Genomic DNA, 22,649 nt, shown 5'->3' with positions numbered 1-22,649 from the left:
ATGACGACCGGACAGCGTCGTCCCCGTCTCGTCCTCGTCGGGCTGCCCGGTGCCGGCAAGTCCACGGTCGGCCGTCACCTCGCCAAGGCGCTGGGCTGCACAGTGGTGGACACCGACGCGCTCATCGAGGCGGACTACGGCCGTCGCTGCGGTGAGATCTTCAGCGAGCTCGGTGAACCCGCCTTCCGTGAGCTCGAGGAGAGGCACGTCGCCGAGGCCCTGCAGACCGACGGCATCGTCTCCCTCGGTGGTGGTGCGGTGATCTCGGCGCAGACCCGCGCACTGCTGGCCGACGAACTCGTCGTCCACCTCAAGGTCACCCCCGAGGAGGGGGTCCGCCGGACCTCCGGGGACACGAACCGTCCCGTCGTCGCTTCGGTGGATCCTGTGGCCCGGTACCGTCAGCTGCAGACGGAGCGTGCCCCGTTCTACGACGAGGTCAGTGACCTCACCGTGACCAGCGAAGGGCATGCTCCGCGCCAGACCGTGTCCGAGATTCTCCAGTTCCTCGAAAACACCAGCCCAGTCAAGGAGCCTGACATGACCGATGTCCGTCGCGTCCACGTTGCCACCGACAACCCCTATGACGTCGTCATCGGCCGGAACCTCACCGGTCATGTCGCTGACGCTGTCCCTGGTGCCGCCCGTGCCGTGATCCTCCATCAGCCTCCGCTGGCCGATCTGGCCCGGCGTGTCGCCGAGGGCCTGCGTGCCACCGGTGTCGAGCCGGTCCTCCACGAGATCCCCGATGCCGAGGACGCCAAGACCGTCGCGGGTGCCGCCGGGTGCTGGGACATCTGCGCGGACGCCGGGCTGTCCCGGCAGGACGCCATCGTCGGCGTCGGCGGAGGTGCGACCACCGACCTCGCCGGGTTCATCGCCGCCACCTGGATGCGTGGAATCCGTGTCGTCCAGTACCCGACGACCCTGCTGGCGATGGTGGACGCAGCAGTCGGCGGCAAGACCGGCATCAACACCGCCGCCGGCAAGAACCTCGTCGGGTCCTTCCACGAGCCCTCGGCGGTCCTGGTGGACCTCGATGTCCTCGACACACTGCCTGCCAAGGAGATCTCCGCCGGGTCCGCCGAGATCGTCAAGGCCGGGTTCATCCGTGACCCGAAGATCCTGGACATCTACGAGGCCGATCCCGCCGCGGCACTCGACCCCCGCGGGGCACTGCCCGAACTCATCGAGCTGTCGGTGAAGGTCAAGGCCGATGTCGTCGGTCAGGACCTGCGGGAATCCTCGTTGCGCGAGATCCTCAACTACGGCCACACCTACGGTCACGCCGTCGAGCAGCACGAGAACTACCGCTGGCGCCACGGCTGGGCCGTCGCTGTCGGCATGGTCTACGAGGCGGAGCTGGCCCACGCCGCCGGTCTCCTCGGGGAGGACGCCGTGGCCCGCCACCGACGGATCCTCACCTCCGTCGGTCTGCCGACCAGCTACGACGGAGCGTCCCTCGGGGAACTGCTGGAGGTCATGGGCCGCGACAAGAAGAACCGCGACGGTCACATCCGCATAGTCGTCCTGTCCGACCGTGACGGTCTGCCCTACGCTCCGGTGCGCCTCGAGGCCCCGGAGAACGCTGCGCTGCAGGCCGCCTACGCCGCCACCCTCCAGGAGCAGTAGACATGAGCATCCTCGTCGTCAACGGACCGAACCTCGACCGGCTCGGCAAGCGTCAGCCCGACATCTACGGCGCGACCACGCTGGCCGATATCGAGGACGGGCTGCGCGCCCGCGCCACCGAGCTGGGCGTGGAGGTCGAGTTCTTCCAGTCCAACTGTGAAGGTGAGATCCTCGACCGGATCCACCGTGCCGCCGATGAGGGGAACGCGGTGATCATCAACGCCGGAGGACTCACCCACACCTCGGTGGTTCTCAAGGACGCCCTGGCGGAGATTGCCGACGGCGCCGGATATGTCGAGGTCCACATCTCCAACGTCCACGCCCGCGAGGAGTTCCGGCACCACAGCTACCTCTCGGCCGGTGCCGCCGGCGTCATCGTCGGTCTGGGGGCCTACGGCTACACCGCCGCCCTGGAGTTCCTCTCGCAGCGCTGAACCTGCCGGGCGTCGGCGCCACGGGTAGTCTCGGAGCCCATGAACGTACCTGTCGACCACTCCTCCCGTCGGGCGGCCGTCGCCCGGACCATCGCCGACGCCGGCCACCACCATCTGCTGGTCAGCGACCTGAAGAACATCCGGTACCTCTCCGGCTTCACCGGATCGAACGCTGCACTGCTGCTGGGCGCGGACGGCACCGGCACCATCGTGACCGACGGCCGGTACGACACCCAGATCCGGCAGCAGACCGCATCTTCCCCGGGACTGGACATCCTCATCTCCCGCGACCTCTTCGGTGAACTCGCCGCCGTCGCAGGGGACGACGGGTACGCGATCGAGCCGGGGCTGGCGGTCGGGCAGGCCCGAGCACTCGGCGACCCGGAGATTCTCGCCGGCGCCGTGGAATCCGCCCGCCTGGTCAAGGACGGGACGGAACTCGACGCGCTGCGGGCGGCGGGGCACCTGGCGGACACGGTCTTCACCGAGTTCATCGCCGCGGGCGGGATCCGTGAAGGTATCACCGAGATCGAGGCCGCCGCTGACCTGGAGCACCGGCTGCGCTCCGCGGGTGCGGACGGGCTGAGTTTCGACACGATCCTGGCGTCCGGCACCAACGGCGCCAAGCCGCATGCCGGGGTGTCCCGTGACGTGATCGTCCCGGGGCTGGTCACGGTCGACTTCGGGGTCTGGCTCGACGGTTACGCCTCCGACCAGACCCGCACCGTGTGCGTCGGCGAGCCGGATGCCCTGGCCCGTGAGCTCTACGGTATCGTCCACCGGTCGTTCCAGGCCGGGGTGGACACCGTGCGTGCCGGCGTCGGCCCTTTCGCCGTCGACAAGGCGTGCCGGGATGTCCTCGACGAGGCCGGCTACGGGGAGTACTTCGTCCACTCCACCGGTCACGGTGTGGGACTCGACGTCCACGAGGCGCCGTCGGCGTCGGTGCGCACTGACCCGGAGGAGACGCTCGTGGCGGGGGAGACCCTCACCGTCGAGCCCGGCGTGTACCTGCCCGGGAAGACAGGTCTGCGGATCGAGAACACCTATATCGTCACTGCCGACGGTGCGGAGTCGGTGAACCCGTCGACCACCGAGCTGCAGGTCGTCTAGGGTCCGTCGGGCACCACCTGCTAGACTGTCAGGTCGATTACCTGTCCGACTTTCCTTAAGGGAGTACACACGTGGCAACTACCGCGGATTTCAAGAACGGTCTTGTGCTGAAGATCGACAACAAGCTGCAGCAGATCACCGAATTCCAGCACGTCAAGCCCGGTAAGGGCCCGGCGTTCGTCCGCACCAAGCTCAAGGACGTCGTCTCCGGCAAGGTCGTCGACAAGACCTTCAACGCCGGCGTCAAGGTCGAGACCGCCACTGTCGACCGCCGCGACATGGACTACCTGTACAACGACGGCGAGCACTACGTCGTCATGGACTCCAAGACCTTCGAGCAGTTCGAGGTACCGCAGGACAAGTTCGGCGACGCCGGCCGTTTCCTCAAGGACGGCATGCGCGTCCAGCTGTCCTTCCACGACGGTGAGATCCTCTTCGCCGAGCTCCCGGTCTCCGTCGACCTCGTCGTCGAGCACACCGACCCGGGACTGCAGGGCGACCGCTCCACCGGCGGCTCCAAGCCCGCCACCCTGGAGACCGGTGCCGAGGTCCAGGTTCCGCTGTTCATCGAGACCGGCAACGTCCTGAAGATCGACACCCGCGACGGCTCCTACCTCTCCCGCGTCTCGCAGTAGAGGCTCTGATCACTACCGATGACTGAGGATAAGAACCACCGCCGCCACGGGTCCCGTTTCCGGGCCCGTCGGCGCGCCGTGGACATGCTCTTCGAGGCGGAGTTCCGGGACATCGACCCGGTCGAGATCGTCGAGGACCGCCGTGAGCTGTCCCGCGACGAGGCGAATCAGGTCGCACCGGTCAACGAGTACACCGCGCAGATCGTCGGCGGTGTCGCCGAGAATCTCGACGGCATCGACCAGGCCATCGCCGGGCACCTGTCCAGCGAATGGACGCTGGAGCGTCTCCCGGCCGTGGACCGTGCCGTGCTGCGTGTGAGCGCCTGGGAACTGCTCCACAATCACGCCGAGGTGCCTGAGAAGGTCGCCGTGGACGAGGGGATCGGTCTCGCCAAGGAATACGGTCACGACAAGGCCCCCGGTTACGTCCACGCCGTGCTCGACGGGATCTCCCGGTCCCGCCGCATCGCCGAGAAGGAGGCCGCGGAGGCCGCCACTGACGACCTCATCGCCGGCATCGTGGGCGAGGACGCCCAGGACTGAGTCCGCACCGACATTCCACCGAGGGTGGTCCCGGTTTTCCGGGGCCACCCTCGCTGCATCTGCAGGGGTTGTCCGCGTGCTACACTGATCAGCGGCACAGGGCTCGGCGAAACGCCGACCCGACCACCTTTAACGATCCGTCCCGTGAGGCGGGGAAGGAGGTCACGATGAATATCATGGACGCCGACGACGTCGGTCGTACCATTGCACGCATCGCGCACCAGATCATCGAGAAGACGGCGCTCGACGCACCCGGGGCAGACCGGGTCGTCCTGCTGGGGATCCCGTCGGGGGGTGTTCCGCTGGCGGCGCGCCTCGCAGAGCGCATCCGCGAGTTCAGCGGCGTGGAGGTCTTCCACGGCGCCCTTGACGTCACCCTCTACCGTGACGACCTGAAGTCCAGCCCGCACCGGGCACTGCAGTCCACCACTGTCCCGCGCGAGGGGATCGACGGTGCCACGGTCATCCTCGTCGATGACGTGCTCTTCTCGGGCCGCACCATCCGCTCCGCCCTTGACGCCCTGCGCGACATCGGCCGGGCCAGGAAGGTCCAGCTCGCGGTCCTCGTCGACCGTGGCCACCGCGACCTGCCGATCCGGGCGGACTACGTGGGCAAGAACATCCCCACCTCATTGACCGAGGATGTCAGTGTGGAACTCACCGAGATCGACGGGACGGACGGCGTCCAGCTGATCCGGGAAGGAGAGCAGGTATGAAGCACCTGTTGAGTATCGCCGACCTCACGGCCGACGAGATCACCGGACTGATGGACGAGGCCGACCGCTTCGCCGATTCCCTGCGCGACCGGGAGGTCAAGAAGCTGCCGACCCTGCGCGGTCGCACGGTCTTCACCCTCTTCTACGAGAACTCGACCCGCACCCGCTCCAGCTTCGAGACCGCGGGCAAGTGGATGAGTGCGGACGTCATCAACATCTCGGCGTCCTCCTCCTCGGTGAAGAAGGGCGAGTCCCTCAAAGACACCGCCCTGACGCTGCGCGCCGTCGGCGCGGACGCGATCATCATGCGCCACCCGTCCTCGGGTGCCGCCCGTCAGGTCGCCGACTGGGTCGGCCAGGGGAGTGACGGCATCAGCGTCCTCAACGCCGGTGACGGTGCCCATGAGCACCCGACCCAGGCACTGCTGGACGCCGTCACCCTGCGCAACCGGCTCGGGAAGGTCGAGGGGGCGGAGGTCGTCATCGTCGGTGACCTGCTGCACTCCCGCGTCGCCCGGTCTAACGCGCTGCTGCTCACCGCTCTCGGCGCGAACGTCACCTTCGTCGCCCCGGCGACCCTGCAGGCCCCGGGCATGGAGCACTGGCTCAACCCGAACGTGGGCAGCGGCCGGGGCACGGTCACGGTCACCGAGGACATGGACGCCGCGCTGGCCAAGGCGGACGCCGTGATGATGCTGCGCGTCCAGGCTGAGCGCATGAACGGCGGGTTCTTCCCGTCCCACCGCGAGTACGCCGCCCGCTACGGGCTCTCCGAGACCCGCGCCGCCGGACTCGCCGACCACGCGATCATCATGCACCCCGGCCCGATGCTGCGTGGCATGGAGATCAGCGACTCGGTGGCGGACGCCCCGAACACCGTCGTCCTCAATCAGGTCACCGCCGGCGTCCACGTCCGCATGGCAGCCCTGTTCACGCTCCTCGTCGGAGCAGAAGGAAGTGTCGCAGAATGACCACCGCGAAGAATGACGCAGCCTACCCGGCCACCGGTACGCTGCACGACCCGGCCGCGGGGGAGACGCTGCTGCGCGGCGTCCTCGTCTACGGCGAGGGGGAGCCGGCCGACGTCCTGGTGCGCGACGGCATCATCGCCGAGATCGCCGACGCCGGCACCGTGACTCCGGGCGAGGACGCCGAGGTCCTCGACCTCGACGGCCAGGTGCTGCTGCCCGGCCTCATCGACATGCACGTCCACCTGCGTGAGCCCGGCCGGGAAGACACAGAGACCATCGCCTCCGGGTCCGCTGCCGCGGCCCGCGGTGGTTTCACCGCCGTGTTCACCATGGCGAACACCGACCCGGTGACCGACACACCCGCCGTCGCCGAGATGGTGTGGATGAAGGGCCAGCAGACGAACCTCTGTGACGTCCACCCTGTCGGTTCCATCACGAAGGGTCTGGCAGGGGAGGACCTCACCGAGTTCGGTATGATGGCAGCGTCCGAGGCGAAGGTCCGGATGTTCTCCGACGACGGCAGGTGTGTCGCCGACCCGCAGCTGATGCGCCGCGCCGTCGAGTACTCGAAGGGTCTCGACGTCCTGCTCGCGCAGCACTGCGAGGAGCCCCGCCTCACCGAGGGCGCGGTCGCCCACGAGGGCGAGACCGCAGCCCGCCTCGGCCTGCGCGGTTGGCCGAGGGTCGCCGAGGAGTCCATCGTGATCCGAGACGCCCTCCTCGCCCGCGACTACGGCGGACGTACCCATATCTGCCACGCCTCCACCGAGGGCACCGTGGAACTGCTGCGCTGGGCCAAGGACCATGACATCCCGCTGTCCGCCGAGGTCACCCCCCACCACCTGACCCTCACGGACGCGAAGCTGGAGACCTACGACGGCGTGTTCCGGGTCAACCCGCCGCTGCGTGAACATAAGGACGCCCTCGCCCTACGTGCCGCCCTCGTCGACGGCACCATCGACTGCGTCGCCACCGACCACGCCCCGCACGGCTCCGAGGAGAAGTGCTGTGAGTTCGACAAGGCGCGCCCCGGCATGCTCGGCCTGGAGACCTCTCTGGCACTCATCGCCAGGACCTTCATCACCGACGTCCCGGAGGGGGAGGAGCCCCAGGACTGGCGGTTCATCGCCAAGGTGATGTCCGAGCGGCCCGCCGAGATCCTCAAGCTTCCCGGACAGGGCCGCCCGGTGGCCGTCGGCGAGCCGGCGAACCTCTGCGTGGTCGACACGCAGGCCGGCTGGATCGCCCACGGTCACGAGCTGGCGTCGAAGGCGTCGAACACCCCCTACGAGGGCGAAACGCTGCCGGTGAAGGTCTCCACCACCCTGCTGCGCGGTAAGGTCACCTGCCGTGACGGAGAGGCGAACAACTAGATGACTACTACGACAGAGAAGAGCAATTCCGTGAGTTCCACCCGAACCCCTGCGATCCTCGTGCTCGCCGACGGCCGCGTCTTCCGCGGTCGGGCCTTCGGCGCCCAGGGGACCACCCTCGGCGAGGCCGTGTTCACGACCGCGATGACCGGCTACCAGGAGACCATGACGGACCCTTCCTACCACCGGCAGATCGTCGTCTCCACCGCCCCGCAGATCGGCAACACCGGCTGGAACGACGAGGACGGCGAGTCCCACGGTGACCGCATCTGGGTTGCCGGTCTGGTCATCCGTGACCTGTCGCGCACCGTCTCCAACTGGCGCGCCGACCGCTCACTGGCCGAGGAGATGGAGTCCCAGGGCATCATCGGCATCCAGGGGGTCGACACCCGCGCGATCGTCCGCCACCTGCGCGACAAGGGTTCGGTCAAGGCCGGCATCTTCTCCGGCGCGGACGCTGAGCGTCCCGTAGAGGCGCTCGTCGCAGCCGTCGACGGTCAGCCGTCGATGGCCGGTTCCGACCTCGCCACCGAGGTCTCCACCGATGATGTCTACGTCGTCGAGCCGGACAACGGTGCGGACGCGAAGTTCACCGTCATCGCCTACGACATGGGCATCAAGACCAACACCCCGCGCAACTTCGCCGCCCGCGGTATCCGTACGGTCGTCGTCCCCGCGAACTCCGCCATCGAGCCACTGCTCTCCGAGTACGACGCCGACGGCGTGTTCATCTCCAACGGCCCGGGTGACCCGGCCACCGCCGACGTGATGGTCCAGCAGGTCCAGACCGTCCTGGAGAAGAAGATCCCGCTGTTCGGCATCTGCTTCGGCAACCAGATTCTCGGCCGGGCCCTCGGCATGGACACCTACAAGCTGAAGTTCGGTCACCGCGGCATCAACGTGCCCGTGATCAACCACCTCACCGGCGTCATCGACATCACCGCCCAGAACCACGGCTTCGCTCTCAAGGGCCGTGCCGGAGAACCCTTCGACACGCCTTTCGGCACCGCACAGGTCACGCACACCTGCCTCAACGACGACTGTGTCGAGGGTGTCGCCCTCGACAACGGCCTCGCCTTCTCCGTCCAGTACCACCCCGAGGCCGCCGCCGGCCCCCATGACGCCAACCCGCTGTTCGACCAGTTCATCGAGCTGATGGAAGGGAACAACTAAATGCCGAAGCGCAACGACCTCAACCACATCCTCGTCATCGGCTCCGGCCCGATCGTCATCGGCCAGGCCTGCGAGTTCGACTACTCCGGAACCCAGGCCTGCCGCGTCCTCAAGGAGGAGGGCCTGCGGGTCTCCCTCATCAACTCCAACCCGGCCACCATCATGACCGACCCGGAGTTCGCCGACCACACCTACATCGAGCCGATCCAGCCCGAATACATCGAGAAGATCTTCGTCGCCGAGCGCGAGGCCGGCCACCCGGTGGATGCCGTGCTCGCGACCCTGGGTGGTCAGACCGCGCTGAACGCCGCGATCCAGCTCGACCGTCTCGGCATCCTCGAGAAGCACGGGGTCGAGCTCATCGGCGCCGACATCCCCGCCATCCAGCGCGGTGAGGACCGTCAGAAGTTCAAGGACATCGTCGCCTCCATCGGCGGCCTGTCCGCCCGCTCCGCGGTGTGCCACAACATGGACGAGGTCCATGAGGCCGTCGCCGAGCTCGGCCTGCCGGTCGTCGTCCGCCCGTCCTTCACCATGGGGGGCCTGGGCTCCGGCCTGGCCTACACCTACGAGGATCTCGACCGCATCGCCGGTGGCGGCCTCGCGGCGTCCCCGGAGGCTAACGTCCTCATCGAGGAGTCCATCCTCGGCTGGAAGGAGTTCGAGCTCGAGCTCATGCGCGACGGTGCGGACAACGCCGTGGTCGTCTGTTCCATCGAGAACGTCGACGCCCTCGGCGTCCACACCGGTGACTCGATGACCGTCGCCCCCTCCATGACCCTCACTGACCGTGAGTACCAGATCATGCGTGACCAGGGCCTGGCTATTCTCCGTGCGGTCGGCGTGGACACCGGCGGATGCAACATCCAGTTCGCCATCAACCCGGACGACGGCCGCCTCATCACCATCGAGATGAACCCGCGCGTCTCCCGCTCCTCGGCGCTGGCCTCCAAGGCCACCGGTTTCCCGATCGCGAAGATCGCCGCGAAGCTGGCCATCGGCTACACCCTCGACGAGATCACCAACGACATCACCGAGGTCACCCCGGCCGCCTTCGAGCCGACCCTCGACTACGTCATCGTCAAGGCACCGCGCTTCGCCTTCGAGAAGTTCCCCGGTTCCGACGACACCCTCACCACCACGATGAAGTCCGTCGGCGAGGCCATGGCCGTCTCCCGAAACTACATTTCCGCCCTGAACAAGGTGCTGCGTTCCCTGGAGACCAAGGCCGCCGGCTTCTGGACCATCTCCGACGAGCAGCTCGCCGGTGACCGTGCCGACGACCTCGCCGCCGTCCTCGACGACCTGGGCCGCCCGACCGAGGGCCGCATGTATGACATGGAGCTGGCCCTGCGTCTCGGCGCCACCGTGGACCAGGTCCACACCGCCTCGAAGGGCGTCGACCCGTGGTTCCTCGAGGAGCTCAAGGCCCTGGTCGACTTCCGCCAGGAACTGGAGGACGCCCCGGTGCTCTCCGAGGACCTGCTCCGCGAGGCCAAGTTCTTCGGCCTGTCCGACGCCCAGATCGCCACGGTGCGTCCCGAACTGGCCGGTGAGGACGGCGTCCGGTCGCTGCGCTGGTCGCTGGGCATCCGCCCGGTCTTCAAGACCGTCGACACCTGTGCCGCCGAGTTCGAGGCAAAGACCCCCTACCACTACTCGACCTACGAGCTGGACCCGGCCGCCGAGTCCGAGATCGCGCCGCAGACCGAGAAGCCGAAGGTACTCATCCTCGGCTCCGGCCCGAACCGTATCGGTCAGGGCATCGAGTTCGACTACTCCTGCGTCCACGCCGCCCTGGAGCTCTCCCGCGTCGGTTACGAGACCGTGATGGTCAACTGCAACCCGGAGACCGTCTCCACCGACTACGACACCGCCGACCGTCTCTACTTCGAGCCGCTGACCTTCGAGGACGTCATGGAGGTGTACCGCGCCGAGGCTGAGTCCGGTGAGGTCGCCGGCGTCATCGTCCAGCTCGGTGGTCAGACCCCGCTGGGTCTGGCACAGCGTCTCGCCGACGCCGGTGTCCCGGTCATCGGCACCTCCCCGGAGGCCATCAACCTGGCCGAGGACCGCGGCGAGTTCGGCAAGGTCCTGGAGAAGGCCGCCCTGCCGGCGCCCGCCTTCGGCACCGCCACCAGCTTCGACGAGGCCAAGGCCGTCGCCGCCGAAATCGGCTACCCGGTGCTGGTCCGCCCGTCCTACGTCCTCGGTGGCCGTGGCATGGAGATCGTCTACGACGAGGGCTCCCTGCACGACTACATCGACCGCGCCACCGAGATCACCTCGGACCACCCGGTGCTCGTCGACCGGTTCCTCGACAACGCCATCGAGATCGACGTCGACGCCCTGTGCGACGGCGACGAAGTCTACCTCGCCGGCGTCATGGAGCACATCGAGGAGGCCGGCATCCACTCCGGTGACTCCGCCTGTGCCCTGCCCCCGATGACCCTCGGCGAGTCCGATATCGAGAACGTCCGCCGGTCCACGGCGGCCCTGGCCCACGGTATCGGCGTCCGCGGTCTGATGAACGTCCAGTTCGCGCTCAAGGACGACATCCTCTATGTCATCGAGGCCAACCCGCGTGCCTCCCGTACCGTCCCGTTCGTCTCCAAGGCGACCGGAGTCCCGCTGGCCAAGGCCGCGTCCCGCATCATGACCGGCACCTCCATCCGCGAGCTCGTCGCCGAGGGCATGATCCCGGCAGACCGCGACGGCGGTTCCCTGCCGCAGGGCCACCCCATCGCGGTCAAGGAGGCGGTCCTCCCGTTCAACCGCTTCCGTGACCCCGAGGGCCACGTCCTCGACAGCCTGCTCAGCCCGGAGATGAAGTCCACCGGTGAGGTCATGGGCCTGGACCACGACTTCGGCACGGCCTTCGCGAAGTCCCAGGAGGCGGCCTTCGGCTCCCTGCCGACCGCCGGCACCTGCTTCGTCTCGGTGGCCAACCGCGACAAGCGCACCATGATCCTGCCGATCCAGCGCCTGGCGTCCCTCGGTTTCGACCTGATCGCCACCACCGGTACCGCCCAGATGCTGCGTCGCAACGGTATCGGGTGCACCACCGTGGCGAAGCAGACCGAGGAGCTGCCGGCCGGAGCCACCGACCGTCGGGTCGTCGACGTGATCAACGACGGCGGGGTCGACATGATCCTCAACACCACGGCCGGTAACGCCACCGCCCGCGACGACGGCTACGAGATCCGCTCCGCGGCCGTGAACAAGGGCGTGCTGTGCATCACCACCGTCCAGGGTGCCATTGCCGCTGTGCAGGGCATCGAGGCCCTCAAGAATTCCGACACCGGCGTCTGCGCCATCCAGGACGTCAACCATGACCTTCGGTAACCGGTATCTCGAGCGGGCGGAGTCGCTGGGACGGCTCTGTGTCGGCCTGGACCCGCACGCCGGGATCCTGGAGGCCTGGGGCCTTCCGGTGGACACCACGGGCCTGCGAGAGTTCACCCGGATCTGCGTGGAGGCCTTCGCCGACACAGCGTGCGTCGTGAAGCCGCAGGTCGCGTTCTACGAGGCCTTCGGCTCGGCCGGTTTCGCCGTCCTGGAGGACGCCCTGGCGTCCTTCCGGAACGGGGGCACGCTGGTCATCGCCGACGCCAAGCGCGGCGACATCGGCTCCACCATGGCCGGTTACGCCACCGCCTGGCTCGGCGGGGACTCCCCGCTGCGGGCGGACGCCGTCACCGTGTCCCCGTACCTCGGCCTGGGTTCCCTGGACCCGGTGCTCGAGGCAGGGGAACGGACCGGCGGGGGAGTGATCGTCCTCGCGGCGACCTCGAATCCCTCCGGCCCGCAGTTCCAGCGACTGGGCACCGGCGACGCCGGTTCCGGACCGACGGTCGCCCAGACCGTCGTGGACCGGGTGGCTGAGATCAACGCACCCCACGTGGCCGCCGGTGGTGCCGGTAATGTCGGTGTCGTCGTCGGAGCGACGGTCACCGATCCGCCGGTCCTGGACGCCGTCGGGGGCATGATCCTCATGCCCGGCGTGGGCGCCCAGGGCGGCACCGCCGACGACATCGCCCGCATCGCGGGGGACGCCGTGAATCTCGCCAGCCCCAACATGTCGCGGTCGATCCTGTCCGCAGGTCCGGATATCGGTGCCCTGCGGTCCGCTGTGAACGATTCCGCGGCAGAATTCCCGCTGGTCGGCTAGGGTCGTTCTCCAGGTCCCCGCAGCGCCTTCACCTGGGGTGGTATTCGACAACCGCAGGTGAGGACGCTACACTTGGCCCGTTGTTTCACGGCGACTCCCGCTGGTGAGGGTCCTGAAAAGGATCCGGCAGCGGTTCGCCCGACCTGTCGGCACCGGACCACCGGTGGCCGGCCGTGTCCCCCGTCCCGGGGGAAACACCCGACAGACCCCATCAATCGAACTACGACATACGGAGGAACCCGTGGCCCTTCCCCAGTTGACCCCGGAGCAGCGTGCAGAAGCCCTCAAGAAGGCTGCCGAGGCCCGTAAGGCCCGTGCCGAGCTGAAGGAACAGCTGAAGCGTGGCGGAACCGACCTCAAGGAGGTCCTCGCCAAGGCCGACACCGACCCGATCATCGGCAAGATGAAGGTCTCCGCCCTCCTCGAGGCTCTCCCCAAGGTCGGCAAGGTCAAGGCCCAGGAGATCATGACCGAGCTCGAGATCGCCCCGACCCGCCGCCTGCGCGGCCTCGGCGACCGTCAGCGTCGCGCCCTCCTGGAGCGCTTCGGTTACGAGGCATAGGCCCCGTGACCTCAGACGCGACGGAGCCCCGGCTGGTGGTTCTGGCGGGTCCCTCGGCGGTCGGTAAGTCGACCGTCGTCAGGGGTCTCCGTGAGGCCGTGCCGGACCTGTTCTTCAGCGTGTCGATGACCACCCGGGACCCGCGTCCCGGCGAGGTCGACGGCGTGGACTACCACTACGTCTCCACCGACAGGTTCCGGGACGCCATCGAGGCGGACCGGATGCTCGAATGGGCGGAGATCCATGGTGGACTGCAGTTGTCCGGTACCCCGCGGGGGCCGGTGGAGGACGCACTCGCGGCGGGTCGCCCCGTACTGGTCGAGGTCGACCTCGCCGGCGCCCGCAACGTCAAGCGCCTGCTTCCGGACGCCGTGACGGTGTTCCTGGCTCCGCCGAGCTGGGATGACCTGGTCGCCCGCCTCACCGGCCGTGGCACCGAGTCCGACAAGGTCATCGCCCGACGTCTGGAGACCGCACGCGAGGAGCTCGACTCCTCCGGCGAGTTCGACCGGGTCGTCGTCAACGATGATCTGGATACGGCGGTGGGAACCATCGCCGACATCCTGCTCAACCGGGAATAACAGACAGACAACCGCCACGGCCCCGGCCGCGGCATCAACGCCTAGCAATGAGGTGCGTAGTGGAAACCCAGGACGTCAACGACAACTCGACGGTCTTCGACCAGCCGATCGGCATCACGAACCCGCCGATCGACGACCTTCTCACCAAGGTCTCCTCCAAGTACGCTCTGGTGATCTTCGCGGCCAAGCGCGCCCGCCAGATCAACAACTACTTCCAGAACGTCGGCGAGGGCGTCTTCGAGTTCGTCGGACCGCTCGTCGCACCGGAGAACAAGGAGAAGCCGCTGTCGATCGCGCTGCGCGAGATCGACGCCGACCTCCTCGAGCACACCGAGGGCTGATCCTCTCAGGCTGCTCCACGAGTGCCCGTCCTGCCGACACCGGCAGGGCGGGCACTCGTGCATGTCCGGTGAATCACGCCGCTGCGATCTGGGATAGGCTGGACCACCGTGACTGACACCGTGAACAACACCGCCGTACCGACCGCGTCGAGGGACGGCGGTCTCCGGATTCTCGTGGGGGTCGGCGGTGGGATCGCCGCGTACAAGGCCTGCGCCCTCATCCGTACCTTCACCAAGGCCGGGCACGACGTCCACGTCGTCCCGACAGAGTCCGCGCTCCGGTTTGTCGGGGCGGCGACCTTCGAGGCCCTGTCCGGCAACCCGGTGTCCACCACGGTCTTCGACAACGTCGACGAGGTCCAGCACGTCCGGCTCGGACAGGAGGCCGACCTGGTCGTGATCGCCCCGGCCACCGCTGACCTCATGGCCCGGCTCGCCCACGGTCGCTCCGACGACCTGCTCACCGCCAGTTGTCTCGTGGCGACCTGTCCGGTCGTCCTCGCCCCGGCGATGCACACCGAGATGTGGGCCCACCCTGCGACGCGGGAGAACGTGGAGACGCTGCGTCGACGGGGGACCGTGGTCCTCGAACCCGCCCACGGCCGGCTGACCGGTCCGGACTCCGGCCCCGGCCGGCTGCCGGAGCCCGAGCACATCGCGTCGCTGGCACTGGCGGCCCAGGACCGGTTCGGGATCTACCGCCGGTCGCTGGCAGGCCGGCGGATCCTCATCACCGCCGGCGGCACCCATGAGCCGCTGGACCCGGTACGCTTCCTCGGCAACGCCTCCTCGGGACGCCAGGGCTTCGCGCTGGCCGATGTGGCAGTCGAGCGCGGGGCACGGGTCGAACTCATCGCCGGGTTCACCGACGACCTCCCGGAGCCCTCGGGGGTGCACGTCACCCGGGTGAAGACCGCCGGGGACATGCAGCAGGCGGTCGCCGAACTGGCACCGTCCTCGGATGCGGTGATCATGTCCGCCGCCGTCGCCGACTTCCGGCCCGCCACGGTGGCCGACGCGAAGCTCAAGAAGGGCGGGGACGCCGACCTGGCCACCCTGACCCTCACCGAGAATCCGGACATCCTCCGGGGACTCGTCGAGTCCCGACGCACCGGTGAACTGCCGGAGGAGCTGCTCATCGCCGGCTTCGCCGCCGAGACCGGGGACGCGGAGCACACTCCGCTGGATATGGCGCGGGTGAAGCTGGCCAGGAAGGGTTGTGACCTGCTGATGTGCAATGCGGTGGGGGACGGACTCGTCTTCGGTCAGGACTCCACCTCCGGCTGGCTCCTCACCCCGGGTGACCAGCCCGGCGCCGAGGAGGTCACCGAGGTCCCGGCGGCATCCAAACTCGTCGTCGCCTCGCACATCCTCGATGCACTCGAGGAGCTCTTCGCCCCGGAATAGGTCCGGGGCAGTTTTCGGGGCAACCCTGCCGTACCCCTGCTAGACCGCTTGGTCTAATATTGTGTGAATTGCCCTATCCGACTCCCTACAGGAAGCGAACACCGAGTGTCTTTCCGCCTTTTCACCAGTGAGTCTGTGACCGAAGGTCACCCTGACAAGATCTGTGACGCCATTTCCGACACGATCCTCGACGCACTGCTCGCCAAGGACCCGAAGTCCCACGTCGCCGTCGAAACCCTGGTCACCACGGGTCAGGTCCATGTCGCCGGCGAGGTCCGGACCGACGCCTACGTCGAGATCCCCCAGCTGGTGCGAGACACCATCCGGGCCATCGGTTTCACCTCCTCCGAGGTCGGCTTCGACGGCTCCACCTGTGGCGTCAATGTCGCCATCGGCGAGCAGTCCCAGGAGATCGGCGACGGCGTCGACACCTCCCACGAGTACCGCACCAATGACGGCGACGAGCACGATGCCGACGACCAGGCCGGTGCCGGTGACCAGGGCCTCATGTTCGGCTACGCCACCGACGAGACCCCCGAGCTCATGCCGCTGCCGATCGCGACGGCACACCGGCTCTCGCGCCGCCTGACCCAGGTCCGCAAGGAGGGCATCGTCCCCGACCTGCGTCCCGACGGCAAGACCCAGGTCACCTTCGCCTATGACGCGGAGAACCGTCCGCACCACCTCGACACGGTCGTCATCTCCACCCAGCACGGGCCGGACTCCTCCCAGGAGTGGCTCGAGGAGCAGCTGCGGGAGCACGTCATCAACTGGGTGGTGCAGGACGCCGACCTCGGTCAGTTCATCACCGACGACCTCAAGGTCCTCATCAACCCGTCCGGTTCCTTCATCCTCGGCGGCCCGATGGGCGATGCCGGACTGACCGGCCGCAAGATCATCGTCGACACTTACGGCGGCATGGCCCGCCACGGTGGCGGCGCCTTCTCCGGTAAGGACCCGAGCAAGGTCGACCGCTCCGCCGCCTACGCGATGCGTTGGGTCGCCAAGAACATCGTCGCCGCAGGCCTCGCGCACCGTGCTGAGGTCCAGGTCGCCTACGCCATCGGCAAGGCCCAGCCGGTCGGGCTCTACGTCGAGACCTTCGGCACCGCCGCCGAGGGACTGACCGACGAGTCGATCCAGGCTGCCGTGCAGAAGGTCTTCGACCTGCGTCCCGCCGCGATCATCCGTGAGCTGGACCTGCTGCGTCCGATCTACGCGCAGACCGCCGCCTACGGTCACTTCGGCCGTACCGACATCGACCTGCCGTGGGAGCACACCGACCGCGTCGCCGATCTCAAGGCCGCCGCCGGCCGCTAACCACCGTGGACCTGCCCGTCGCCCGGGTGCTGCCCCTGCTGGGTATGCCGCACCTCGACCGGCTCTTCGACTACTCGGTCCCTGAGGAGCTGGACACCACCGCCCGCCCCGGCGTCCGCGTCCGCATCCGATTCGCCGGACGCCTGGTCGACGCCGTCGTCGTCGAACGGCGACGCGGCACCGACCACGAGGGTCGGTTGAGCGCGCTGCAGCGCGTCATCAGTCCCGAGGTCGTCGTCCCACCGGGACTGTGGGACCTCGTCAACCTCCTCGCGGACCGTTACGCCGGAGTCCGGTCCGACATCCTCCGCGCCGCGTTGCCCTCCCGGCACGCCAGCGCGGAAAAGGCCGGCCTGTTCGGCAACGGGGTGGACTGGCCGGAACTCTACGGTGCACTCGAGCCCGTCGAGGACCTCACCGCCGCAGCCCGGGACGCCGCACTCGCCGGCTGGGCGGGCTACCGGCACGCCGACAGTCTGCTGGAGGCCGTACTGGCCGGGCGTGCGGCCCGGGCTTCCTGGCTGTGGACGCCGGGTGAGGACTGGGCGGCCCGCGTCGCCGAGATGGCCGCCACTGTCGCTTGGTCGGGGGGTGGCGTCCTGCTGGTCGTCCCCGACCAGCGTGACGTCGACCGGCTCACTGCGGCGCTGCGGAATTTCCTGTCCGCCGCCCAGATCACCGAACTCACCGCCTCCGTCGGACCGGCCGCACGGTACCGTCGTTACCTCGCCGTACTCGCCGGTCAGGGGCGTGTCGTCGTCGGCACCCGTTCCGCAGCGACCGTACCGGTCCCCGGACTCCGGCTGATGATGCTGACCGGGGAGGCGGACGACTCCCTCGTCGACCCCCGTGCCCCGTACCTCCATGCCCGTGATGTCCTGAAAATACGCGCTGAGCAGGAAGGATGTGGTTTCATCGTCGGAGGGGCCCACCGCAGCGCCGAGGTGCAGCAGTGGGTCGAGGAAGGATTCTGCCCCACACTGCGCGCCGATCCCGGGGTCCTCCGTGACCGGATGCCGTGGATCCACGCCCTCGATGACGCCCACGACGCACGCCAGTCCTTCACCCGGATCCCGGCTGCCGGCTACAAGGCGATCCGCACGGCCGCTGACAACGGCCTGCCCGCCCTGGTCCAGGTCCCGCGTCGGGGCTACGCACCCTCCCTGGCCTGCAGGGACTGCCGGACGACCGCCCGCTGCCGTCGGTGCAACGGACCACTGGAGCTGCCGCCCGGGGGCGGGGACTCCGCCGCTGAGCCCCGCTGCCGGTGGTGCGGTGCCCCTGAGGGCCGGTTCACCTGCCCGGGCTGTGGTGGCCATGCGGTCCGGATGACGGTCATCGGTTCCGACCGCACCGCCGAAGAACTCGGCCGTGCCTTCCCCGGGGTGCCGGTGATGCTCTCCGGCGGTTCGCAGGTCAAGGACCGCGTCCCCGTAGGGCCACGCATCGTGGTCGCCACTCCGGGTGCCGAACCCGTCGCGGAGTCCGGCTACGGTGCGGCGGTCCTGCTCGACCCCTGGCTCACCCTGGGCCGGGCTGATCTGCGGGCCTCCGAGGGCGCCCTGCGTCAGTGGATGGAGGCATCCTGTCTCGTCGTGCCGCGGGAGCAGGGTGGACAGGTCGTGCTCGTGGCCCGCACCGACCTCCCTGAGGCCCAGGCGCTGATCCGGTGGGACCCGGAAGGGGCGGCGGCCACCGAACTCGCGCAGCGACGCTCGGCCGGGTTCCCGCCGGCCACGGTGCTCGTCGCAGTCGACGGCACCACCGATACCGTGCGGGAGCTCCGGGAGGCGCTGGTCGTCCCCGAGGCACTCGACCAGCTGGAGGTCCTCGGACCGGTGGACCTGCCGCCGGGGGTGCGGCCGCCGGCGGGACTGGGCGAGTCGGAACTGCATCTGGCACGTCGGCTGATCCTGCGGACGCCGCGCCGTACCGCCGGAGGTGAGGACGCCGCCGTGCTGCTCGGTGCGGCACTGCGTGCAGCGAGGTCCGTCCGCGCCACACGGCGTCTCACCGGACCCCTGCGCGTCGTCATCGACCCGGTGCGGGTGGGATAGACTGGGCAGCCATGACTGCCCTTGACATCCGTCTGTTCGGTGACCCGGTACTGCGTACCGTCGCCGAGAACATCGACGACCCGACCGACCCCATCCTGCGCACCCTCGTCGAGGACATGTACGAGACGATGGACGCCGCCGGCGGCGTCGGCCTGGCCGCCAACCAGGTCGGTGTGACCCGACGGGTCTTCGTCTACGACTGCGACGGCGACCGTGGCCACATCGTCAACCCGGTGTGGGAGGCCGTCGGGGAGGAGACCCAGACCGGCCGCGAGGGATGCCTGTCCGTGCCGGATGCCGGGGGAGACGTCACCCGTGCGGCGACCGTGCACGTCACCGGGGTCACCGTCGACGGCGAGGAGGTCGACCGGGAGGTCACCGGACTGCTGGCCCGCTGCGTCCAGCATGAGACCGACCACCTCGACGGAGTGATGTACTTCCAGCGCATGGAGCCCGCGGCCCGCCGCGAGGTCATGGCGGGGATCCGGGGGAGCGGGTGGTTTAACCGATGAAGATCCTGTTCGCCGGGACCCCCGAGCCCGCCGCCGTCACCCTGCAGTACCTGCTCGACGACCCCGCCCACGAGGTCGTCGCGGTGCTCACCCAACCCGATGCGAAGCGCGGTCGCGGGAGGAGCCTGCACCCGTCAAAGGTCGCCGAAGTGGCGGAGGCCGCCGGTGTGCCGGTCCACAAGTGGGCCTCGCTGAAGGCCTCCGTCGGGGAGTCCGACGAGGTCCGGGAGACCCTGCGCGGATACGCCGCCGACGGCGTCGACGCTGTCGCCGTGGTCGCCTACGGGCAGATCCTCCCGGCCGATGTGCTGGACATCTTCCGCCACGGCTGGATCAACCTGCACTTCTCACTGCTGCCGCGCTGGCGTGGCGCTGCACCGGTCCAGGCCGCCATCGCCGCCGGTGACTCGGTCACGGGTGCGACGACCTTCCGTATCGTCCCGGAACTGGACGCAGGTCCGGTCACCGGCACCGTCGAGGAACCGGTCGGGTTGGAGGACACCGCCGATGACCTGCTCACCCGCCTGACCTACGCCGGACGGGTGCTGCTGGGGGAGTCCCTGACCGGACTGGGTTCCGGGCAGGTGACACCGGTGGAGCAGCCCGGGGAGGGCATGACCTACGCAGCGAAGATCACCACCGCTGACGCCGAGGTCGACTGGACGCGTCCTGCCGTGGAGATCCAGCGCATCACCCGGGCACACATGCCGGCACCGGGCCCCTGGACCACGCTGTCCGGTGAGCGGTACAAGCTCGGGCTCCTGCTGCCGGTCGACGGCGAAGAGGCACCAGTTCTGCCCGCCGGGGAGATCCTCGCGGAGAAGTCCCGGGTACTTGTCGGCACCGGGGACGGCGTCCTCGAGATCACCCGGATCCAGCCGCCGGGCAAGAAGATGATGGCCGCGGCCGACTGGGCCCGCGGCCGAGGTGACCTGTTCGACGACGGGCATGCGGCATTCGACGAGGGAGAGAACTGATGGGTGGCTTCAGGTCACGGTCCGAGTCCGGACGCACCGGGTCCGGTGACAGAGGACATGACAAGGGACAGGACAACCGGAAGCGTCAGGGCGGTCAGCGCGGCGGCAACCGGGGTGGTGGCAACAAGGGCTACGAGCGCCGCAGCGAGTCTCACCGCCGGGAGCACGAGAACGCCCGACGTCGCATCGGCTCGGGTGACCGGGTCCGCGACATCGTCTTCGAGGTGCTGCGCAAGGTCTCCACGGACGCCGCCTTCGCCAACATCGCCCTGCCCGCCGCACTGCGCGAGCAGAAGATCCACGGCCGCGACGCCGCCTTCGCCACCGAGCTGACCTACGGCACCCTGCGCATGCAGGGGCTGCTTGACGCGATCATCGCCGACGCCGCAGGGCGTCCCGTCGACAAGATCGACGCCGTCGTCCTCGATGCACTGCGCCTGGGCGCCTACCAGATCCTGCGTACCCGGGTCGACGACCATGCCGCGGTGAACACCACCGTCGAACTGGTCAAGGCCAACGGGGAGGCGAAGGCGTCCGGTTTCACCAACGGTGTGCTGCGCACCCTGACCCGCACCCCGGCCGAGAAGTGGGAGAGCCGGGTCACCGCGAAGGTCACCGACCCGGTCACCCGACTTGCTCTGCAGACCTCGCACCCGACCTGGATCGCGGAAGCCTTCAACACCGCTCTCGGCGGCACCCCGGATGCTCCGGCCGCCGAACTGGCTGAGGCCCTGGAGGCCGACGACGCCCGTCCGGTCGTGCACCTGGCGGCCCGACCCGGCCAGATGTCCGGTGAGGAACTTGCGCTGGTCACCGGTGGCGACGAGGGCCGCTGGTCGCCCTACGCCGTCTACCTGCCCGAGGGTGACCCCGGCGACCTCGACCCGGTGCGGGAGGGGCTGGCCGGTGTACAGGACGAGGGCTCCCAGCTCATCGCCCTGGCCATGCTGCGTGCCGAGGTCGCCGAGGACCACGGCCGCTGGCTGGACCTGTGCTCCGGCCCCGGCGGCAAGACCGCCTTCCTCGCCTCCTGGGCCATGGGGGACCGGGCGACAGTGGACGCCGTGGAGCCGGCCGCCCACCGCGCGAAGCTGGTCCGCACCGCCACCGACGGGCTGCCGGCCCGGGTCCACCAGGGCGACGGGCGCCATCTGGCGGAGATCCGTGGGCTGGACATGCCGGTCAGTCCAGAGGGGGACGGATTCGACCGCGTCCTGGTGGACGCCCCCTGCACCGGGCTCGGCGCGCTGCGTCGTCGTCCGGAGGCCCGCTGGCGCAAGACCCCGGCGGACGTCGCCGAGCTGGTGCCGTTGCAGAAGGACCTGCTGCGCTCGGCGCTCAAGGCCACCCGACCCGGTGGCATCGTCGTCTACTCGACCTGCTCACCGCATCCCGCGGAGACCCGCGACGTGGTCCGGGCAGTCGCCGATCAGACCGGTGCGGTCATCGAGGACGCCACCGCACTGTTCCCTGACCTGGCGGCGTCCGGCACCCTGGATTCTGCCCCGTTCGTGCAGCTCTGGCCGCACCGGCACGGCACCGACGCGATGTTCTTCGCGGTGCTGCGGGTGGCTGACTGAGTCCTGTCTGAGGCAGAGGCCGGTGCCGCGTGGTTACGCTTGTGATCATGGACACATCCGTAACCGGCCATCATGCTCTCCTCGACGCGTTCCTCGGCGTCGCCGCCGAACTCCTCGACGGTGTCGATGCAGCCCTGGACACCCTCGATGATTCGACGGTGAACAGCTCACCGGTCCCGGGGACCGTCAACAGTCCCTTCGCCCTCGTCGCCCACATCCACGGGATGGCGCAGTTCTGGGGCGGGGCCTTCGCCGCCGGCGAGGACCTGCCGCCCCGCGACCGTGACGCCGAATTCGAGGCCACCGGCACGGTCGACGAAGCCTGTCACCTCGTGGAGGAGCTACGCGACCGGTTGCCGGGGTGGGCGACCGTGGCGATGGCTGACGGCATCCGGAACCGCGCGGCCAAGGGGACCTCGCGGAAGGACGCCGCCTTCGTCACCCCGGAGTGGGTGCTCGACCACATGCTCCGGGAGATGGCGCAGCACCTCGGTCACCTGGAGGTCTGCCGAGACATCCTGCTCACCGGGAGGCGGTAGACGTCAGTAGAC

The 22,649-nt window shown here is 68.9% G+C and carries 21 protein-coding genes; all 21 read left to right on the top strand.

Annotated elements, in window-relative coordinates:
- On the top strand, positions 1–1,632 hold the full coding sequence (gene aroB, locus Q0A27_RS04520; RefSeq protein WP_291473870.1) for a 3-dehydroquinate synthase: 1,632 nt from the start codon (positions 1–3) through the stop codon (positions 1,630–1,632).
- A 2-nt stretch (positions 1,633–1,634) separates the two neighbouring features.
- On the top strand, positions 1,635–2,066 hold the full coding sequence (gene aroQ, locus Q0A27_RS04515) for a type II 3-dehydroquinate dehydratase (protein ID WP_291473869.1): 432 nt from the start codon (positions 1,635–1,637) through the stop codon (positions 2,064–2,066).
- Between the two features lie 39 nt (positions 2,067–2,105).
- A complete protein-coding gene (locus Q0A27_RS04510; protein ID WP_291473868.1) occupies positions 2,106–3,179 on the top strand; it encodes a Xaa-Pro peptidase family protein in 1,074 nt (357 codons plus the stop codon).
- A 71-nt stretch (positions 3,180–3,250) separates the two neighbouring features.
- The gene (gene efp, locus Q0A27_RS04505) at positions 3,251–3,814 is read left to right on the top strand and encodes an elongation factor P (RefSeq protein WP_291473867.1); all 564 of its coding nucleotides are present in this window, start codon (positions 3,251–3,253) and stop codon (positions 3,812–3,814) included.
- Between the two features lie 18 nt (positions 3,815–3,832).
- The gene (gene nusB, locus Q0A27_RS04500; RefSeq protein WP_291473866.1) at positions 3,833–4,357 is read left to right on the top strand and encodes a transcription antitermination factor NusB; all 525 of its coding nucleotides are present in this window, start codon (positions 3,833–3,835) and stop codon (positions 4,355–4,357) included.
- Positions 4,358–4,425: 68 nt separating this feature from the next.
- Positions 4,426–5,073, top strand: coding sequence for a bifunctional pyr operon transcriptional regulator/uracil phosphoribosyltransferase PyrR (gene pyrR / locus Q0A27_RS04495; RefSeq protein WP_291473865.1), 648 nt, complete (start codon positions 4,426–4,428; stop codon positions 5,071–5,073).
- Positions 5,070–6,044 carry an aspartate carbamoyltransferase catalytic subunit gene (locus tag Q0A27_RS04490; RefSeq protein WP_291473864.1) on the top strand — a complete coding sequence of 325 codons (975 nt, stop codon included), beginning with the start codon at positions 5,070–5,072 and terminating at the stop codon, positions 6,042–6,044. Before pyrR ends, Q0A27_RS04490 begins: the two co-directional genes overlap by 4 nt.
- On the top strand, positions 6,041–7,417 hold the full coding sequence (locus Q0A27_RS04485; protein WP_291473863.1) for a dihydroorotase: 1,377 nt from the start codon (positions 6,041–6,043) through the stop codon (positions 7,415–7,417). Before Q0A27_RS04490 ends, Q0A27_RS04485 begins: the two co-directional genes overlap by 4 nt.
- Entirely contained in the window at positions 7,418–8,590 is a 1,173-nt protein-coding gene (gene carA / locus Q0A27_RS04480) for a glutamine-hydrolyzing carbamoyl-phosphate synthase small subunit (RefSeq protein ID WP_291473862.1), read from the top strand.
- A complete protein-coding gene (gene carB / locus Q0A27_RS04475; RefSeq protein WP_291473861.1) occupies positions 8,591–11,935 on the top strand; it encodes a carbamoyl-phosphate synthase large subunit in 3,345 nt (1,114 codons plus the stop codon). It abuts the gene before it with no gap.
- Positions 11,922–12,761 (top strand): orotidine-5'-phosphate decarboxylase, encoded by an 840-nt coding sequence (pyrF, locus tag Q0A27_RS04470; protein WP_291473860.1) that lies wholly within the window; start codon positions 11,922–11,924, stop codon positions 12,759–12,761. The genes carB and pyrF overlap by 14 nt, the downstream gene beginning before the upstream one ends.
- 241 nt (positions 12,762–13,002) lie before the next feature.
- Positions 13,003–13,323 (top strand): integration host factor, actinobacterial type, encoded by a 321-nt coding sequence (gene mihF, locus Q0A27_RS04465; protein ID WP_014010022.1) that lies wholly within the window; start codon positions 13,003–13,005, stop codon positions 13,321–13,323.
- 5 nt (positions 13,324–13,328) lie between these two features.
- Entirely contained in the window at positions 13,329–13,904 is a 576-nt protein-coding gene (gene gmk, locus Q0A27_RS04460; RefSeq protein WP_291473859.1) for a guanylate kinase, read from the top strand.
- A 59-nt stretch (positions 13,905–13,963) separates the two neighbouring features.
- The gene (gene rpoZ, locus Q0A27_RS04455; protein WP_014010020.1) at positions 13,964–14,245 is read left to right on the top strand and encodes a DNA-directed RNA polymerase subunit omega; all 282 of its coding nucleotides are present in this window, start codon (positions 13,964–13,966) and stop codon (positions 14,243–14,245) included.
- A 108-nt stretch (positions 14,246–14,353) separates the two neighbouring features.
- Positions 14,354–15,652, top strand: a complete 1,299-nt coding sequence (gene coaBC, locus Q0A27_RS04450) for a bifunctional phosphopantothenoylcysteine decarboxylase/phosphopantothenate--cysteine ligase CoaBC (RefSeq protein ID WP_291473858.1) — start codon at positions 14,354–14,356, stop codon at positions 15,650–15,652.
- A gap of 105 nt (positions 15,653–15,757) precedes the next feature.
- Positions 15,758–16,972, top strand: a complete 1,215-nt coding sequence (metK, locus tag Q0A27_RS04445; RefSeq protein ID WP_291473857.1) for a methionine adenosyltransferase — start codon at positions 15,758–15,760, stop codon at positions 16,970–16,972.
- A gap of 5 nt (positions 16,973–16,977) precedes the next feature.
- A complete protein-coding gene (locus Q0A27_RS04440) occupies positions 16,978–19,029 on the top strand; it encodes a primosomal protein N' (RefSeq protein WP_291473856.1) in 2,052 nt (683 codons plus the stop codon).
- An 11-nt stretch (positions 19,030–19,040) separates the two neighbouring features.
- Positions 19,041–19,541 (top strand): peptide deformylase, encoded by a 501-nt coding sequence (gene def / locus Q0A27_RS04435; RefSeq protein WP_291473855.1) that lies wholly within the window; start codon positions 19,041–19,043, stop codon positions 19,539–19,541.
- Positions 19,538–20,518: a methionyl-tRNA formyltransferase gene (gene fmt, locus Q0A27_RS04430; RefSeq protein WP_291473854.1), complete on the top strand. Its 981-nt coding sequence runs from the start codon at positions 19,538–19,540 to the stop codon at positions 20,516–20,518. Before def ends, fmt begins: the two co-directional genes overlap by 4 nt.
- Positions 20,518–22,098 carry a transcription antitermination factor NusB gene (locus Q0A27_RS04425; RefSeq protein ID WP_291473853.1) on the top strand — a complete coding sequence of 527 codons (1,581 nt, stop codon included), beginning with the start codon at positions 20,518–20,520 and terminating at the stop codon, positions 22,096–22,098. Before fmt ends, Q0A27_RS04425 begins: the two co-directional genes overlap by 1 nt.
- Before the next feature lie 47 nt (positions 22,099–22,145).
- A complete protein-coding gene (locus tag Q0A27_RS04420) occupies positions 22,146–22,637 on the top strand; it encodes a DUF664 domain-containing protein (RefSeq protein WP_291473852.1) in 492 nt (163 codons plus the stop codon).
- The last annotated feature ends 12 nt before the right edge of the window (positions 22,638–22,649 follow it).

Source organism: Corynebacterium sp. (genome assembly GCF_022712275.1).
GTDB lineage: Bacteria > Actinomycetota > Actinomycetes > Mycobacteriales > Mycobacteriaceae > Corynebacterium.
Note: the sequence above shows the minus strand (reverse complement) of the source record. Positions and strands in the feature narration are given on the sequence as shown.

What these genes read in the sequence shown, in the direction of transcription:
- Q0A27_RS04425 (WP_291473853.1), top strand. Translation starts at nt 20,518, where the DNA reads ATGGGTGGCTTCAGGTCACGGTCCGAGTCCGGACGCACCGGGTCCGGT.
- aroQ (WP_291473869.1), top strand. Translation starts at nt 1,635, where the DNA reads ATGAGCATCCTCGTCGTCAACGGACCGAACCTCGACCGGCTCGGCAAG.
- Q0A27_RS04485 (WP_291473863.1), top strand. Translation starts at nt 6,041, where the DNA reads ATGACCACCGCGAAGAATGACGCAGCCTACCCGGCCACCGGTACGCTG.
- fmt (WP_291473854.1), top strand. Translation starts at nt 19,538, where the DNA reads ATGAAGATCCTGTTCGCCGGGACCCCCGAGCCCGCCGCCGTCACCCTG.
- carA (WP_291473862.1), top strand. Translation starts at nt 7,418, where the DNA reads ATGACTACTACGACAGAGAAGAGCAATTCCGTGAGTTCCACCCGAACC.
- pyrF (WP_291473860.1), top strand. Translation starts at nt 11,922, where the DNA reads ATGACCTTCGGTAACCGGTATCTCGAGCGGGCGGAGTCGCTGGGACGG.
- aroB (WP_291473870.1), top strand. Translation starts at nt 1, where the DNA reads ATGACGACCGGACAGCGTCGTCCCCGTCTCGTCCTCGTCGGGCTGCCC.
- Q0A27_RS04420 (WP_291473852.1), top strand. Translation starts at nt 22,146, where the DNA reads ATGGACACATCCGTAACCGGCCATCATGCTCTCCTCGACGCGTTCCTC.
- Q0A27_RS04510 (WP_291473868.1), top strand. Translation starts at nt 2,106, where the DNA reads ATGAACGTACCTGTCGACCACTCCTCCCGTCGGGCGGCCGTCGCCCGG.
- def (WP_291473855.1), top strand. Translation starts at nt 19,041, where the DNA reads ATGACTGCCCTTGACATCCGTCTGTTCGGTGACCCGGTACTGCGTACC.
- nusB (WP_291473866.1), top strand. Translation starts at nt 3,833, where the DNA reads ATGACTGAGGATAAGAACCACCGCCGCCACGGGTCCCGTTTCCGGGCC.
- Q0A27_RS04490 (WP_291473864.1), top strand. Translation starts at nt 5,070, where the DNA reads ATGAAGCACCTGTTGAGTATCGCCGACCTCACGGCCGACGAGATCACC.
- carB (WP_291473861.1), top strand. Translation starts at nt 8,591, where the DNA reads ATGCCGAAGCGCAACGACCTCAACCACATCCTCGTCATCGGCTCCGGC.